This is a genomic window from Ilumatobacter fluminis, assembly GCF_004364865.1.
Classification (GTDB): domain Bacteria; phylum Actinomycetota; class Acidimicrobiia; order Acidimicrobiales; family Ilumatobacteraceae; genus Ilumatobacter; species Ilumatobacter fluminis.
This window is the reverse complement of record NZ_SOAU01000001.1, coordinates 3,863,482-3,877,897: the sequence shown is the minus strand read 5'-3', so window position 1 is coordinate 3,877,897 and position 14,416 is coordinate 3,863,482. Positions and strand designations below refer to the sequence as shown.

The window sequence follows — 14,416 nt, the reverse complement described above, 5'->3', positions numbered from 1 at the left end:
CCGACATGAGTGAACAGTACGGAACCGTCGTGGCGGTCGAGCGGCTGACCCCGACCATGGTGCGCATCGTGTTCGGCGGCGCAGGGTTGGCCGACTTCGAGCCGACCGAGCACACCGATCAGTACGTGAACGCGCTGTTCGTGCCCGACGGTGCGCCGTACTCGGTGCCGTTCGAGGCCGATGAGGTCAAGGACCTCGATCCGGCCCTGAAGCCGAAGGGTCGTCGCTACACGATCCGGGCCTGGGACCCGGAACGTCGCCACGTCACCATCGACTTCGTCGCCCACGGCGACGTCGGGTACGCCGGCCGGTGGGCCCAGAACGCCCAGGTCGGTGACCGGCTCCAGATGATCGGGCCGAGCGGCGGGTACCGACCGAACCTCGACGCCGACTGGCACCTCTTGGTCGGTGACGAGAGCGCGCTCCCGGCGATCGCGGCCTCGCTCGACGTCCTGCCGGCCGGCCGCCGAGTCATCGTGCTCGGTGTGGTCGACGGACCCGCACACGAACTGGTGCTCGATTCGGCCGCCGACGTCGACGTCCGCTGGTGCCATCGATCGAATGATGTGTCGGCGGAACAGCGCCTCGTCGACGAGATCGCCGCGCTCGAGTGGGCCGGCGACGTCGACATCTTCGTCCACGGCGAGGCCGCCGAGGTGCGTGCCGTGCGTCGCTTCCTGGTCGCCGAGCGCGATGTCGACCGCGCCGGCTGCTCCATCTCGCCCTACTGGCGGCGGGGCAAGGACGACGAGGGCTGGCGCGAGATCAAGCGGCAGTGGATCGCCGACGACCTCGCCGGCGTCTGACCGACCGAACCCAGCACCAAAGACCCGAAGGAAACCGACACCGTGAACACCCGAACCTCCCGACTCCTCGCCGGCACCGTGGTCGCAGCGCTGCTCGTCGCTGCGTGTGGTGGCGACGACGCCGGGGACGGCAGCGATGCCGCGCCCGAGACCACCGCCGCCGCTCCGGAAACGACTGCCGCTGCGCCGGAAACGACTGCCGCTGCGCCGGAGACCACTGCCGCTGCGCCGGAAACGACCGTCCCGATGGCCGATGTCGGCCGGGTCGTCGTGGTGGCCGAGGAAGGTGTGCTGGCCGACCTCCTGTCGCTCGGTGTGCCGGTCGCCGCCTCGAGCGCAACGGTTCCCGAAGCCGGGTTCATCGGCATGGACGAGTTCGACACGTCCGGGATCGAGATCTTCGACTACCTGACCCTCAGCCTCGAGGAACTTGCCGCCTACGACGCCGACCACATCGTGACGTGGGAGTTCATCGTGAACCAGGTCGGGGCCGAACAGCTCGCCGGTGTCGGAGCGGAGGTGCACGTGCTCCCGGACGGCAGCACGACCCGCGAGCAGGCGATCCTGCTCGGCGAGTTCTTCGGGCGCCAGGCGCAGGCCGAGGAGTTGGTCGCCGAACTCGATGCCGAGTACGCCGCGTCGCAGGGCGAGGTGCCCGACGGATGCGAGGTGAGCGTCGCCGCGATCTACGCCGGCGCCAACGTCGCGGTCTTCGCCGAGCCGATCTGGACCGCTCCCAGCGCCGTCACCGAGCTGGGGTGTCAGCTCGTTCCCCGTGGGGACGAGGTCGACACCGACCGCAACGGGCGTCTCTACCTGTCACTCGAGCAGCTGGGCCTGCTCTCCGCCCCGACGATGATCCTGTTGCAGACCGAGGCCGTCGACGGTGAGGCCGAGTCGGTGGCCGAGATCGAGGCGAATCCGCTGTGGCAGACGCTGCCGGCCGTCCAGGCCGACCGCGTCACCGTGCTCGACCGCATCGGCTACCCGGGCATCGCCGGCGAGATCCGGCTCATCGACGATCTCATCGTCGCCGTCCAGCCCTGACCGCCCGATCGTTCCGTGTTGCAAGCTGCTCGCCTTGCGTTAGGCATTCCTAACAAGTAGCTTCTCCCGCCATGCAGAACCCAGGCCCGACGCCGCTGCCCGTCTACGAGCTCGCCTGTCTCGCCCACACGATCCCCGGGATCTCGTTCCGGATCGTGGCGCCGACCGGTGAGTCGCTGCTCGTCTCCGCCTCCTGCTTGGCAGCCGATCTCGACCCGTGTCGCCTGCGCACGGCACTGACGAGCAGCCAATCGGGGCCCCGCCTGGCCGTGACGGCCGAGCGGGCCGAGTTGGTGTCGGGAGCAGTCCACGTCGGCGGCGGCCTGTACCAGCGTTCTCACCCGCAGGCGGCGGGCGAGCGATGGTTCGTGGTGACGACGCCGGCCGACCGCCTGCTCGACGTCATCGCCGATGTCCGACTCGACGGCCCCGCTGCCGACGAGGTCGCGGTCACGATCGGACCCGACGACGGGCTCGGTCTGTGCGCTGTCCGAGTGCGGGCCGAGTCGGACGCCGCCTGCGCCCGCATCGACGACCTCGCCTTCGCCGTGCTCGCCACCTGCGTCGTCGACGAGTTCCTGCACGACGTCGCCGTCGACGTCCCCGAACAGCGCTGACGTCTCCATCGTCTCGATCGTCTCCGTCCCCTCCATCCCCAGCCAACCGAACCAGAAAGGTTCACCGTGAACACCCGAACCTCCCGAAACCGTCGAGTCGTACGCTCGCTGGCCGTCCTGACCGTCGCCGGACTCGTCGTCGCAGCCTGCGGCAGCGATGACGACGCCGCCGAGCCCACCACCACCGAGGGCGACGTCGCCGAGACGACCGACGCACCCGACGACACCCCCGCCACGACGGCCGCCGCCGACGACGACACCGACGACGCGTCCGACGACGAGGCCACCGAGACCACCGAATCCGACGACACGACCGACGACACGGCAGACGACGCAACGGCGTTCCCGGTCACGATCGAGCACAAGTACGGCGAGACGACGATCGACGCCGAGCCCGAGCGCGTCGTCTCCGTCGGCTTCGCCGAACACGACGGCATCCTCGCACTGGGCGTCACCCCGGTCGGCGTGCGCGACTGGTACGGCGACATGCCGTACGCCACCTGGCCGTGGGCGCAGGACGAACTCGGCGACGCGCAACCCGAGGTCATCGCGGCGACCGAGCTGAACTTCGAACAGATCGCTGCCATGGACCCGGACGTGATCCTGGGCATCGGATCGGGCATGACCGACACCGACTACGAAACGCTCGCCGCGATCGCCCCCACCATCGCCCAGCCGGGCGAGTTCCCCGACTACGGCACGCCGTGGCGTGACCAGCTGCTGGTCACCGGCGAGGCGCTCGGCCGTACCGCAGAGGCCGAGCAGATCATCGCCGACATCGAGGCGTCGTACGAGCAGGTGCGCGAGCAGTACCCCGAGTTCGAGGGTCAGACCGCTGCTGTTGCATTCACCTTCGAAGAGCTGCCCGGCGCATACTCCTCGAACGACATCCGGAGCCAGATGCTCATGGAGTTCGGCTTCGAGATCCCGGCCGAGTTCGACGAACTCGCCGGTGACGCCTTCTACTTCAACGTCAGCCAGGAAGAGGTCGACGTTCTCGACACCGACGTCATCGTCTGGGTCGTCAGCAACGAGGCCGGCTACGAGGCGGTTCGATCGATGCCGTTGCGCCCGACGTTGAACATCTACGCCGAGGGCCGCGAAGTCGTCGCCGATCCCCTGCTGTCGGGCGCCTTCTCCCACGCCAGCCCCCTGAGCATCCCGTTCGTCATCGACGAGCTGGTGCCCGAGCTGGCACTCGCCGTCGACGGCGATCCGAGCACGGTCGTGCCGTCTGCCGAACTGCTCGTCGACGGTGCGACATCCGGCGATGGCGAACTCGGCGACGACGAGCAGGCCGCCGCCGACGCCTGGGCCGTGGTGTTCGATTCTGCAGCATCGTTCGACGACAAGCAGCCCCACCTCGAGGACGCCGAGGCGCTTCGTTCGACCGTCGAGGCCTACGCCGCCACCGGCGACACGATGGGCGGTATCGCGCTCGACCCGACGGTCGTGCAGATCGACGGCACCGACGCGATCGTGACCTACGACGTCCTGTTCGGCGGCTCCGCCGCCTACACGGCCCTCGAGGGTGAGATCGCGGACGTCGACGGCGTGTGGCAGGTGTCGCGCGACGAGTTCTGCGACTTCATGGCGCTCGCCCGCACGCCCTGCCCGGCCGGATGAGCGCGATGATCGCCCCGCTCGCCCCGGCCGTGCGTGAACAACTCGACGAGACGCTCGAGCACTTCAACGCCAACCACGCCGACACCGTGTTGCTCGTCGCCCGCCACGTCGCGGGTGCCGAGTCGGCCCTCGACGCCGAGATCGTCGATGTCGACACCGCCGGTGCCACGATCACGGTTCGCGCCGCTGGTCATGAGCTCGGCGGACGGATCGAGTTCACGCAGCCCGTGTCGACGGTGGCCGACGTCCAACAGCAAGTGCTGGCTGCGATCGGCCGCGCTCGGGAGGTCGCCGGCGATGCCGAACCGATCACGAGCATGGAACGTGAGCTCGCCACGACGGCGACCCTGCCGACCTTCGTGACCAGCGTGGCCTCGGTGCGCACCGTCACGGACGAGATCCGTGAGATCGTGCTCGCCGGCGGGCTCGACGGCTTCCCGTCGAAGGGCGCCGATCAGTTCGTGTTCGTCATGGTGCCGACCGCCGAGGCGCCCATCCACGACGGCTACACCATGGCCGAGTGGCGCGACGCCGACGTCAAGCCGCTCGGGGCGTACTACACCGTGCGGTCCCACGACGCCGCCGCCGGATCGATCACCCTGTGGGCCGTGCTCCACGGGCACGCCGACGGTGTCGGCGGCTGGGCGGCACGGTGCGAGCCCGGCGACCGGGTTGCCGTCTGGGGGCCGCGGGAGGGGATGGGCGCGCCGACCGAGGCGCGCTCGGTCCTGCTCGTCGCGGACAGCAGCGGCGCGGCGGCGGTCGCCTCGATGGTCGACGACCTCGCCGCAGCGCCCGACGTCGCCGTCGACGTCGTCGTGGAGACCGGCGACGGTGCACCCCTGCCGTTCCCGGAGCGGCCGGGAACGGACGTCGAGTGGCTTGCTCGCGGCGACGCGGCCCCCGGCACCTCGGGGCGTCTCCTCGACGCTGTGCGGGCGCGCGATCTCGACCCGGACGGGTTGGTGGTCTTCGCGGCGGGCGAGTCTCGCGAGATGACCGCCATCCGACGTCACCTGCGCGACGCGGTCGGCCTGAACTCGACGGCGGTGCACGCCATCGCGTACTGGCGACGACGGGTCGGCTGACGATCGGTCCTGAACGGTCCGGTCATGGACGTACGACCGACGGTGACTACGTTCGGCGTCCATGACCGAACCGGCGTTCCCGCTCCGAGACCTGCTCGACTTCCAGATCGAGTCGGCGGACGGGACGTGCCGTGCCTGGCTCGACGTCGGGCCGGTCCACGTGAACCCGCACGGTGCGGTGCACGGTGGCATCCCGTACATCCTCGTCGACACCGCGATGGGCGGGGCGACGATGAGCGTGCTCCCCGAGGGCAACTGGTGTGCCACCCTCGACATCCACATCCGCTATCTCGCGCCGTGTTTCGGCGGGCGGCTCACGGCCGTTGCCGAGGTCAGGCGGGCGGGCAAGCGAGTCGTCCACCTCGACGCCACGGTGACCGGTGACGACGGAACCGAGTACGTCGCAGCGTCGGGCATCTTCGCGGTGATCCCGGCGGCGTAGCGTTGCGGCCATGTGCCGGAACATCACGACCCTCCGCGGTCTCGAACCATCGGCGACGGCCGAGGAGATCGAGGCGGCGGCCCGCCAGTACGTCCGCAAGGTCAGCGGAGTTCAGAAGACATCGGACGCGACGTCCGACGCGTTCGAGCGCGCCGTGACACTCGTGACGGCGGCGACGACGGAGTTGCTGTCCGAACTGCCGCCGCGCAAGGTCCCGCCCAAGACCGAGCCGCCGCTGCGTCGCATCGCCCGCACTCGTCCCTGACCTCGGGGGTCGAACGGCCCTGGCGGCCGGCGAGCGACGTCGCGACGATGTCAGTACAGACGCGACCCGTGGAGGTGCCTGATGTTCCAGCATGTCGTGGTTCCCATCGATGACTCCGAGGCTGCCTGGCGGGCAGTCCCGATCGCCGCTCGGATGGCATCGGCCGTCGACGGCAAGCTCGACGTCGTCACGGTCGTCGACCGCGTCGGGGAGGTCGAGAACGAGCAGATGACGCTGCGAACCGGACTCGAGCGACTCGGGAAGCTGTCGGTCGACGCTCGCGCCGACGTGCTCGTACACGACTCGATCGCCACGGCGATCGCCGAGCACGTCGAGTCGCTGAACGGCGCCATCGTCGTGATGAGCTCGCACGGGCACGGTCGATCGGCCAGCGTGCTCGGCAGCACCACCGACGACGTGCTCCGTGAGCTCTACGGTCCGGTCGTGGTCGTCGGACCACAGGTCGCCGACGATGCCGGTGCACTCGACGGTTCGTACGTGGTGCCGCTCGACGGTTCGCCGCTCGCTGCAGCGGTCTTGCCGATCGTGACGGCATGGTCGGTCGAGTTCGGGGGGACACCGTGGCTGCTCGAGGTGATCGACGCGAACGCCGTCACCCCGTCCGACATGCAGGACTCGGCGTACGTGGCCCGCCGCGCCCGTGAGACCAAGCGGACGACCGGTCACGAGGTGCAGTTCGAGGCCGTGCACCACAAGCACCCGGCGCAGGCGATCACCCAGTTCGTCGAGCAGAACGGCGCTTCGCTCGTGTTCGCCACCACGCACGGACGCACCGGCATGTCGCGCCTGCGGTCGGGGTCGGTCGCCGCCGACATCGTCCGACACGCTCGGTGCCCGGTGGTGCTCCATCGTCCGCCCGAGCTCCCGGGCTGATCGTCCGCTGCCGTCTCGGTCGTCCGCCCTTCCCGGAGCGCGACACGAGGGCCGGACGGATCCGGCCCTCGTGTGGTGCTGCTCCAGAAGCGCTGGCGAAGCGGAAGGGGAGATCAGGCGGCGCGGGTGTCTTCGACGTAGTGCTGGCCGTCGGCCGACACGTGCCGCTCCGTGTGCATCTTGGTGTTGCGCATCGACGCCCAACCGGCTGCCTGGATGGCTGCGGCGAGGAGTGCGAGTGCGCCACCGCCCATCAAGATGTACCCGAGCGCTTGGAGGTCGAGGCCATTGACGGTGGTGTCGACGGCGAAGGTGACGATCGCGCCGGCGACGATCAGGATGATGCCGAACGCTGCAAGCATGGTGGGTTCTCTCGCTTTCTGTCTCCGGGCGGCGGGCCCGGGTAGGTGGACGACAGAACCGATACCCGAGAGCCTCGGCGGGTAAACCAGGTCGCGATCAGCGGGTGCGGGCGAGGTCGTGCGGGCCGCTCGCCGGGTAGCCGTGGCCGGCCCGCACCGCGGTACCCCAGGCCTCCAACACGGTGAGCACCTCGTCGAGGTCGTCGCCGAACGAGGCGACGACGCTCGCCATCTGTCGATCGGTGTCGGTCTCGACCCGTTCACGCAGCTGCCGTCCGGCATCGGTGAACCCCGCGTCGTCGATCAAGCCCTTCGACCGCAGCGATTCTTCGCCGGCATCGAACTGTTCGCCGCTCCAGCCGCGGGTCCGGGCGTACGACCGCAACGGCAGCCCCCAGTAGAGCTCCGTGAGGAGGCCGATCTCGACGGCGTCGAGATCGGCGGTCACCCACGACGCGATGTGGCTGTCACCGCGGAACTCCCGGAGCAGGTCGCCGAACCGGAACACACGACCGAACGGGTGATCCGGCACCGAGAGCGCCGTGATGCCCGCGGTGAGGGCGCGTCCTTCGACCCTGACCGAGGCGGCGGCGCGTTCGAGCGCATCCCCGACGGCGGCGAGACCGTCCGGAGCGGCCCCGAGGTGGCGTTCGAGATGTGCGAGGGCGCCGGCGTCGCGAGCCGCGCAGATGGTCGATGCGTCGGTGAGCGTCCAGCCCTGGGCGACCGAGGGAACGACGACATCGGGGTTGAAGACGCCGAACGCCGCCGCGACCACCTGACCGGGGACCTGGCCGAGCAGCGAGCCGCGACTCGTGAAGTAGGCCGGACCGTCGGGCCCGGCGACCCCGTTGAACTCACCGGGGCTCGGACCGAATCCGAGCTCGACGTAGCGCTCGTGGCACTCAGGAGCGAAGTAGACCTGGCCGATCACCGGTTCGAGCGCACCTCCCAGTCGTCGAGCGTGTGCGGACAGTGTCGAGGAGCCCATCGTCCGATCGTGGCAGCGTCGGCGTCGCCGGAGCGAGGCGGCGCCGTCAGTCGGCCGATCGCCGGTCGGGGTCGTCGATCGAGCGGTACTCGGTCACGGCGCGCAGGACGGCGTCTTCGTTGGTCCGTTCGACCCAGCGATTGTCGCGGGCGGCTCGTGAGAGGACGAGGACCGGGTCGACGCGTCGTCCGCCACCCGCTCCCGCCGGCATGGGCGTCGTCACGTTGCCCCGCATCAGGCGGAGCCGCTCGGCGAGGTCGGAACACGGTAGGCCGACGAACCGGGGGACGAACAGCAACTCGTCGTCGTCGGGCACAGACGAACGGTTCGCCTGGTCGACCCGGTTCGTTCGGTGTCGCACCCACCACGAGCGCATCCCCATGTGCCAACGGTACGACGAGATGCGAGGCCTGTCCACGCGGCTCGGGCGCATCTCTCGGCAACGGCGAGGGTCGGGTGCACGGTGACCACGTGTGCGAGGCTGGCGGCATGACGACTCGATTCGAGGTCCAGCGGGCCATCGCCGCCGATCCGGCCACCATCTTCGAGGTGCTGAGCAGCCCCGAGGGCCACGTCCGGATCGACGCGTCCGGCATGCTCATGTCGGCCGACGGTGCGCCGGCTGCGGCCGTCGGCGACACCTTCGTCGTCCACATGGACCGCGAGGCGCTCAACGACTATCCGCTCGGGTTGTACGACGTCACGATCGTGATCACCGCGTTCGAACAGGATCGCGAGATCGCGTGGACGATCGAAGGGCAACTCGACCCGCCGATCGGCCACATCTATGGCTATCGGCTCGAACCGATCGACGGCGGCACGATGGTCGCCAGCTACTACGACTGGACCGACATCCACCCGCAGTGGAAGGAAGCCGACATCTTCCCGATCCTGCACGAGGGAGCGCTCCGGGCGACCCTCGGCATCCTCGCTCGCACCGTCGCCCCGGGCGAGCCCCGACCCGGCGCCTGACGGTTTCCGACGTCGCCGCGACCGGCCGGCTTCCGTAGCCTGTCGCAGTGACCGTCGTCCAGCCTCCCCCCACGGCCGGTCGAGCCAAGCTCACGCTCGGTTCGAAAGGCTTCATCGCCGTCCTCTCGATGTGTATGGCGGTGACCGCGCTCGGGATCGACACCATCCTGCCGGCGTACGACGACATCCGTGAGTCGCTCGACCTCGACCCGGACGCGACCGAGGTCACCGGACTGGTGACCTTCTACTTCATGGGCAACTCGCTCGGCCTGCTGCCGGCGGGTCTGCTCAGCGATCGCTTCGGTCGCAAGGCGGTGATGTGGGGTGGCCTCGCCCTGTACATCGCCGGTGCGATCGGTTCGGTGCTCGCACCGTCGCTCGGCGTGATGTTCGTCTTCCGGTTCATCTGGGGTCTGGGCGGTGCCGGTCCGCGCGTCGCCTCACTCGCCATGATCCGCGACGGCTTCTCCGGCGAGCAGATGGCACGCCAGATGTCGCTCGCGATGGCCGTGTTCCTCCTCGTCCCTGCCGTCGGCCCCGCCCTGTCGGCCGGGGTGCTCGCGATCTCGTCGTGGGAGTGGGTGTTCTGGATGTGCGCGATCGCCGCCGGTGTGGTCGCGACGTTGGTGACCCGTCTCCCCGAGACGCTCGCCGACGAGAGCCGTCGGCCGTTGGCCGCGCGTTCGGTCGGTCGCAGCCTGCGCACGGTCTTCGCCACGCCGGGCACCGCCTGGTACCTGCTGTCGCTGACGGCGCTGTTCGGCGTGTTCATGTCGTATTTGGCGACGTCGGAGTTGATTATCGACCAGACCTACGACCTCCAGAGCTGGTTCCCGCTCTTCTTCGGCGGGATCGCGCTGGTGATGCTCGGCGCCATGCTGGTCAACAGCCGCTTCGTCGAACGGCTGGGGCTGCGCCGGCTGCTCGGGATGGCGTTCGTCGCCAGCATCGTGTCGATCGTCGCGCTGCTCGTCACGTCGCTCGCAACGGGTGGTGAGCCACCGTTCTGGCTGTTCGTCGTCCTGATCTCGGCGGTGCTGTTCTGCCAGCAGATGCTGATCCCGAACATCAATGCGGCGGCGATGCGGCCACTCGCCGAGGTGGCCGGCACCGGTGCCGCCGTGCTCGGGATGGTGTCGGGAGCGCTGGGTGCGGTGATCGGTGAGCTGATCAACCGTCAGTTCGACGGCACGATCACGCCACTGTCGATCGGCTTCGTCGTGTCGGGCGCGATCGCCTTTGCGGCGTGGCGCCGGGCCGAGCAAGCGGTCGGCTGACCGGCGCCTGCGTCGTCCGGGTCGCTCACGGGGTCGGCGGTTCGAACGGTTCGACCTCGGGGTCGAAGGGGTCGAACGCCTTCGCATCGAGCGCCAGCTCCGTCAACTCCTCGTCGGTGAAGGTCACCCGATCGAACGCGTCGCGGTCGTCGATGTCGATCGCGTCGTCGATCGGCGGTTCGCCGATCGGTGCGCGTCCGAGGAGACGCCGCCCGTCTCGCCCTGCCATGACGTCACAGTACGTCATCCGGACACCCCCGTCGACCACGAAGCGTGGTGCCCAGTCAGCCGCGGGCGACGACGGCGGTGAGCCCGGCCATCAGGGCGGTGAACGGCCCGAACACCGCCTGCTCGATCTGGCTCTCCGAGGCGAGGTTCCCCAGGGTGTTGAGGGTCATGTAGGCGCTGATCGCCCACGTGGTCTTGGTGAGGCGGCCGGGTCCGCCGGCGGTGCGGATGACGCCGCTGCGCACCAAGACGACCGTCGCCATACCGGCCAGGACGACGACGGCGAACCCGCTGCCGATCCGGAGCGACGTGGGGAGGACCCCCTCGTGGCGGCCGCCCCACACATGATCGCCCCAGGGGGCGCCCGCGGCGAGGGCGGCCTGATAGAGGGCGAAGCTGCCGAAACCGACCGCTGCCACGATCGATGCTCGCCGCGCACGACGGGACATGGTGGCGACCGATCGGGCGGTCGGGGGAGTGAGGGTGCTGGACATGAGAGCTTCCTTCCGATCAGTCGGGATCGACGGCGGAGACGCTCACGACCTCGACGGCCATCGAGGTGAGGTGTGCGAGCACGCCGTGCAAGTGGGACGGGTCGCGAACGATCCCGATGAGCCGCGTCCGATCGGCGACCGGATGGTCGACCGTGAAATCGTCGAGCAGCGGGCGCAGCACGCGCTCGCCGGCTCGGCCACGGATGACGATCTCGTAGACGGTGCGGGTCATGCCGACACCATCCCGACGAACGGGGTGAGCAAGCCACCCCTCCCGGGTGATCTCACCCGGGTGAACCCGCCCCTGGCGGCCGACGTCGTCAGCCGATGGCGGCGATCGCGTCGGCGACGGCCAGGATGCGCTTGGCGTTCTCGACGTGGAGGTTCTCGATCATGCGGCCGTCGACCGTGACGACGCCTCGGCCCTCGGCCTCGGCCTCCTCGAACGCTTCGATCACGCGGCGCGAGAAGTCGACCTCGTCGGCCGACGGTGCCCACACCTCGTTCGCCGGGTCGACCTGGCTCGGGTGGACGAGCGTCTTGCCGTCGAACCCCATCGCCTTGCCCTGTTCGGCCTCGACGAGGAAGCCGTCGGGGTCGCGGACGTCGTTGTACACGCCGTCGAGGATGACCTTGTCGGCTTCGCGTGCACCGAGCAGCGCCAGGGCGAGGTGGGGGATGAGCGGAGTGCGTTCGGGCAGCACACCGGTGCGCAGTTCCTTGGCGAGGTCGTTGTTGCCCATCACGAGCACGTTGACCCGCGGGTGCTGGGCGATCGCCCGCACGTCCATGATCGCCGTCGGCGTCTCGATCATCGCCCAGATCGTCATCTCGGCCGGTGCGCCGGCCGCGTCGAGCCGCTGCTCGATCTCGTTCAGGTAGTCGACCGAGTTGACCTTGGGGATCACGACGGAGGCGGCACCCGACGTTGCCGCCGCTGCGAGGTCGTCGGCGCCCCACGGGGTGTCGAGACCGTTGCAGCGGATCGTGACCTCACGGTGGCCGTACTCGCCCGACCGGGCGGCGGCGACTGCGTTGGCACGAGCCGCGTCCTTGGCGTCGGGTGCGACGGCGTCCTCGAGGTCGAAGATCAGCGCGTCACAGGCGATCGACTTCGCCTTCTCGAGCGCACGCTCGTTGGACGACGGCATGTACAGGACGGAACGGCGGGGTCGGAGATCGCTCATCGGGGTCACCTCTCAGAAGCCGTAGGCCTCGGCCAGTTCGGGATCGCGGTCGGCGAGTTCCTTCGCCAGCGACAGCACGACCTGACACTGCTTGCAGGAGGCGTCGTCCTCCATCTTGCCGTCGAGCATGATGGCGCCGGTACCGTCGCCCATCGCCTCGACGACGCGGCGGGCGTGCGCCACCGACTCGGGCGAGGGCGAGAACACCCGCTTCGCGATGTCGATCTGCTTCGGGTGCAGCGACCAGGCACCGACGCAACCGAGGAGGTACGCGTTGCGGAACTGATCCTCGCAGGCCACGACGTCGGCGATGTCGCCGAACGGCCCGTAGAAGGGGAGGATGCCCGCGGTACCGCAGGCGTCGACCATGCGGGCGATCGTGTAGTGCCACAGATCCTGCTGGTAGATCGTGCGGTCGCTCTCGATGTCGCCGTCGATCGGGTCTTGCCGCACGAGATAGTCGGGGTGGCCGCCGCCGACGCGGGTCGTCTTCATGCGGCGGTTGGCCGCCAGGTCGGCAGGACCGAGCGAGAGGCCCTGCATCCGGGGCGACGCCAGACAGATCTCCTCGACGTTCGCGACCCCGCGCGCCGTCTCGAGGATCGCATGGATCATCAGCGGCTCGCTCAGACCGGCCTTCGCCTCGAGCTGCGCCAGCAGTCGGTCGACGTAGTGGATGTCTTCGGGGCCTTCGACCTTCGGGATCATGATGACGTCGAGCGCCTCACCGGCTTCGAGCACGGCGGCGGTCAGGTCGTCGAGGCACCACGGCGAGTCGAGGCTGTTGACCCGCGTCCAGAACTGGGTCTCGCCGAAGTCGGTGTTCTGCGCGACCTCGACGAGGCCGGCACGAGCCGCTTCCTTGTCGGTGGCCGGCACGCCGTCTTCGAGATTGGCGAGCAGCACGTCGACCTGCGGGACGATGTCGGGCACCTTGCTCCGCATCTTCTCGTTCGACGGCGGGAAGAAGTGGATCATCCGGCTCGGTCGGAACGGGATCTCGTGCCGCGGCGCGGGTGCGCCGACGGCGAGCGGCTTGAAGAAGTCCTTGGGCGAACGCACGACCGCGACCTTACCGAGGGGTAACTGGCGCGCGGAAAGCGAGCGTTGGTCGATACTGGGTCGATGGAGCCGACCAGCACCGAGACGATGGCCGACGAGCGCGACGATGTCCCGCACGACCTGACCGACGCCGAGGTGCGCGTGCTCGGCTGCCTCGTCGAGAAAGAGGCGACCGTTCCCGACAGCTATCCGCTCACGGTCAACTCGCTGCGGAACGCGTGCAACCAGTCGACGAGTCGCGACCCGGTCGTGTCGTACGACGAGTACACGGTCGAGCAGGCGCTGGCGTCGCTGCGAGCGCGCAGCCTGACCCGCACGGTCCACTCCACTTCGAACCGGGCGACGAAGTACCGCCACGTGCTGCCCGATGAACTCGGCCTGGAGCCCGACGAGGTCGCCGTGCTGGCGGTGCTCATGCTGCGCGGAGCGCAGACGGTCGGCGAGCTGAAGTCGCGCACGGAACGGATCCATGCCTTCGACTCGGTCGACGACACCGCCGACGTGCTCGCCCGACTCGCCGGCCGTGATCTCGCCCTGCGGCTCGAACGCCGACCCGGCCAGAAGGACGCCCGCTGGATCCATCGCCTGTCGCCGGCACCGGCCGACGCAGGGGAGGCAGACGGAGCGGCTCCTGCTGCGCCGGCATCGTCGCAGCCGGCTCCGGACGTGTTGGAACGGAACCGAGCCAACGTGATCGCCTTCTACGACCTGATGTTCAACCAGTGTCGACCGGCCGAGGCGATCGAGCAGTACGCCGGCGCCGAGTACGTCCAGCACAACCCGCACGTCGGCGACGGCAAGGAGGCGTTCGTCGAGTACTTCGAACGGATGGCTCGTGAGCACCCGGGCAAGACGGTCGAGTTCGTGCGGTCGGTCGCCGAGGGCGATCACGTCGTGTTGCACTGCCACCAGATCTGGCCCGACGAGGAGTACGCCGGCATCGACATCTTCCGACTCGACGACGACGGCAAGGTGGTCGAGCACTGGGACGTGCTGCAGTCGATCCCACCCTCGTCGAAGAACGACAACGGCATGTTCTGACACGACGGCGGGACCGC

The 14,416-nt window shown here is 69.3% G+C and carries 19 protein-coding genes and 1 pseudogene; 12 read left to right on the top strand and 8 right to left on the bottom strand.

Annotation, left to right across the window (positions count from 1 at the left end; genetic code table 11):
* Positions 1-5 precede the first annotated feature (5 nt).
* From BDK89_RS17570 to BDK89_RS17535, 8 genes are all read left to right on the top strand, one after another.
* Positions 6-806 (top strand): siderophore-interacting protein, encoded by an 801-nt coding sequence (locus BDK89_RS17570; protein WP_133870189.1) that lies wholly within the window; start codon positions 6-8, stop codon positions 804-806.
* Between the two features lie 42 nt (positions 807-848).
* The gene (locus BDK89_RS17565) at positions 849-1,853 is read left to right on the top strand and encodes an ABC transporter substrate-binding protein (protein ID WP_133870188.1); all 1,005 of its coding nucleotides are present in this window, start codon (positions 849-851) and stop codon (positions 1,851-1,853) included.
* 71 nt (positions 1,854-1,924) lie between these two features.
* Positions 1,925-2,470: a hypothetical protein gene (locus BDK89_RS21880; protein WP_166657661.1), complete on the top strand. Its 546-nt coding sequence runs from the start codon at positions 1,925-1,927 to the stop codon at positions 2,468-2,470.
* Positions 2,471-2,536: 66 nt separating this feature from the next.
* Complete coding sequence (locus BDK89_RS17555; RefSeq protein WP_133870187.1) at positions 2,537-4,096, top strand: iron-siderophore ABC transporter substrate-binding protein; 1,560 nt, start codon at positions 2,537-2,539, stop codon at positions 4,094-4,096.
* Between the two features lie 5 nt (positions 4,097-4,101).
* Positions 4,102-5,184 (top strand): SIP domain-containing protein, encoded by a 1,083-nt coding sequence (locus BDK89_RS17550; protein ID WP_166657660.1) that lies wholly within the window; start codon positions 4,102-4,104, stop codon positions 5,182-5,184.
* A 61-nt stretch (positions 5,185-5,245) separates the two neighbouring features.
* Positions 5,246-5,626 (top strand): PaaI family thioesterase, encoded by a 381-nt coding sequence (locus tag BDK89_RS17545; protein ID WP_133870185.1) that lies wholly within the window; start codon positions 5,246-5,248, stop codon positions 5,624-5,626.
* Between the two features lie 10 nt (positions 5,627-5,636).
* Entirely contained in the window at positions 5,637-5,891 is a 255-nt protein-coding gene (locus BDK89_RS17540; RefSeq protein WP_133870184.1) for a DUF2277 domain-containing protein, read from the top strand.
* A gap of 81 nt (positions 5,892-5,972) precedes the next feature.
* Positions 5,973-6,785: a universal stress protein gene (locus tag BDK89_RS17535; RefSeq protein ID WP_133870183.1), complete on the top strand. Its 813-nt coding sequence runs from the start codon at positions 5,973-5,975 to the stop codon at positions 6,783-6,785.
* A gap of 113 nt (positions 6,786-6,898) precedes the next feature.
* Here BDK89_RS17535 and BDK89_RS17530 read toward each other — a convergent pair whose 3' ends face one another.
* From BDK89_RS17530 to BDK89_RS17520, 3 genes are all read right to left on the bottom strand, one after another.
* Complete coding sequence (locus BDK89_RS17530) at positions 6,899-7,147, bottom strand: DUF6458 family protein (protein ID WP_133870182.1); 249 nt, start codon at positions 7,145-7,147, stop codon at positions 6,899-6,901.
* Positions 7,148-7,244: 97 nt separating this feature from the next.
* Complete coding sequence (locus BDK89_RS17525; protein WP_133870181.1) at positions 7,245-8,138, bottom strand: SCO6745 family protein; 894 nt, start codon at positions 8,136-8,138, stop codon at positions 7,245-7,247.
* 46 nt (positions 8,139-8,184) lie between these two features.
* Positions 8,185-8,520, bottom strand: coding sequence for a hypothetical protein (locus BDK89_RS17520; protein ID WP_133870180.1), 336 nt, complete (start codon positions 8,518-8,520; stop codon positions 8,185-8,187).
* Between the two features lie 107 nt (positions 8,521-8,627).
* Here BDK89_RS17520 and BDK89_RS17515 point away from each other — a divergent pair, with 107 nt between their 5' ends.
* Both BDK89_RS17515 and BDK89_RS17510 read left to right on the top strand, forming a co-directional pair.
* Complete coding sequence (locus BDK89_RS17515; protein WP_133870179.1) at positions 8,628-9,110, top strand: SRPBCC family protein; 483 nt, start codon at positions 8,628-8,630, stop codon at positions 9,108-9,110.
* 47 nt (positions 9,111-9,157) lie between these two features.
* Entirely contained in the window at positions 9,158-10,387 is a 1,230-nt protein-coding gene (locus BDK89_RS17510; RefSeq protein ID WP_133870178.1) for a multidrug effflux MFS transporter, read from the top strand.
* Between the two features lie 25 nt (positions 10,388-10,412).
* On the opposite strand, the gene BDK89_RS17505 is transcribed toward BDK89_RS17510, so the two are convergent.
* The 5 genes from BDK89_RS17505 to BDK89_RS17485 all read right to left on the bottom strand — a co-directional run bounded on the left by BDK89_RS17505 (position 10,413) and on the right by BDK89_RS17485 (position 13,358).
* A complete protein-coding gene (locus tag BDK89_RS17505; RefSeq protein ID WP_133870177.1) occupies positions 10,413-10,616 on the bottom strand; it encodes a hypothetical protein in 204 nt (67 codons plus the stop codon).
* Between the two features lie 55 nt (positions 10,617-10,671).
* Positions 10,672-11,109 carry a hypothetical protein gene (locus tag BDK89_RS17500; protein WP_133870176.1) on the bottom strand — a complete coding sequence of 146 codons (438 nt, stop codon included), beginning with the start codon at positions 11,107-11,109 and terminating at the stop codon, positions 10,672-10,674.
* A 16-nt stretch (positions 11,110-11,125) separates the two neighbouring features.
* Positions 11,126-11,341, bottom strand: coding sequence for a hypothetical protein (locus tag BDK89_RS17495; RefSeq protein ID WP_133870175.1), 216 nt, complete (start codon positions 11,339-11,341; stop codon positions 11,126-11,128).
* A gap of 88 nt (positions 11,342-11,429) precedes the next feature.
* Positions 11,430-12,296, bottom strand: coding sequence for an HpcH/HpaI aldolase/citrate lyase family protein (locus tag BDK89_RS17490; RefSeq protein WP_133870174.1), 867 nt, complete (start codon positions 12,294-12,296; stop codon positions 11,430-11,432).
* Positions 12,297-12,308: 12 nt separating this feature from the next.
* Positions 12,309-13,358 (bottom strand): HpcH/HpaI aldolase/citrate lyase family protein, encoded by a 1,050-nt coding sequence (locus BDK89_RS17485; protein ID WP_133870173.1) that lies wholly within the window; start codon positions 13,356-13,358, stop codon positions 12,309-12,311.
* Positions 13,359-13,421: 63 nt separating this feature from the next.
* Here BDK89_RS17485 and BDK89_RS22725 point away from each other — a divergent pair.
* Positions 13,422-13,907: pseudogene (locus BDK89_RS22725) on the top strand (DUF480 domain-containing protein); the annotation flags it as partial.
* A gap of 117 nt (positions 13,908-14,024) precedes the next feature.
* A complete protein-coding gene (locus tag BDK89_RS22720) occupies positions 14,025-14,399 on the top strand; it encodes a nuclear transport factor 2 family protein (protein WP_424955306.1) in 375 nt (124 codons plus the stop codon).
* Positions 14,400-14,416: the final 17 nt, after the last annotated feature.

Coding starts and splice junctions, on each gene's coding strand:
- BDK89_RS17535 (WP_133870183.1), top strand. CDS start 5,973: ATGTTCCAGCATGTCGTGGTTCCCATCGATGACTCCGAGGCTGCCTGG.
- BDK89_RS17570 (WP_133870189.1), top strand. CDS start 6: ATGAGTGAACAGTACGGAACCGTCGTGGCGGTCGAGCGGCTGACCCCG.
- BDK89_RS17530 (WP_133870182.1), bottom strand. CDS start 7,147: ATGCTTGCAGCGTTCGGCATCATCCTGATCGTCGCCGGCGCGATCGTC.
- BDK89_RS17540 (WP_133870184.1), top strand. CDS start 5,637: ATGTGCCGGAACATCACGACCCTCCGCGGTCTCGAACCATCGGCGACG.
- BDK89_RS17515 (WP_133870179.1), top strand. CDS start 8,628: ATGACGACTCGATTCGAGGTCCAGCGGGCCATCGCCGCCGATCCGGCC.
- BDK89_RS17505 (WP_133870177.1), bottom strand. CDS start 10,616: ATGGCAGGGCGAGACGGGCGGCGTCTCCTCGGACGCGCACCGATCGGC.
- BDK89_RS17550 (WP_166657660.1), top strand. CDS start 4,102: ATGATCGCCCCGCTCGCCCCGGCCGTGCGTGAACAACTCGACGAGACG.
- BDK89_RS17490 (WP_133870174.1), bottom strand. CDS start 12,296: ATGAGCGATCTCCGACCCCGCCGTTCCGTCCTGTACATGCCGTCGTCC.
- BDK89_RS17545 (WP_133870185.1), top strand. CDS start 5,246: ATGACCGAACCGGCGTTCCCGCTCCGAGACCTGCTCGACTTCCAGATC.
- BDK89_RS17500 (WP_133870176.1), bottom strand. CDS start 11,109: ATGTCCAGCACCCTCACTCCCCCGACCGCCCGATCGGTCGCCACCATG.
- BDK89_RS21880 (WP_166657661.1), top strand. CDS start 1,925: ATGCAGAACCCAGGCCCGACGCCGCTGCCCGTCTACGAGCTCGCCTGT.
- BDK89_RS17525 (WP_133870181.1), bottom strand. CDS start 8,138: ATGGGCTCCTCGACACTGTCCGCACACGCTCGACGACTGGGAGGTGCG.
- BDK89_RS17520 (WP_133870180.1), bottom strand. CDS start 8,520: ATGGGGATGCGCTCGTGGTGGGTGCGACACCGAACGAACCGGGTCGAC.
- BDK89_RS17495 (WP_133870175.1), bottom strand. CDS start 11,341: ATGACCCGCACCGTCTACGAGATCGTCATCCGTGGCCGAGCCGGCGAG.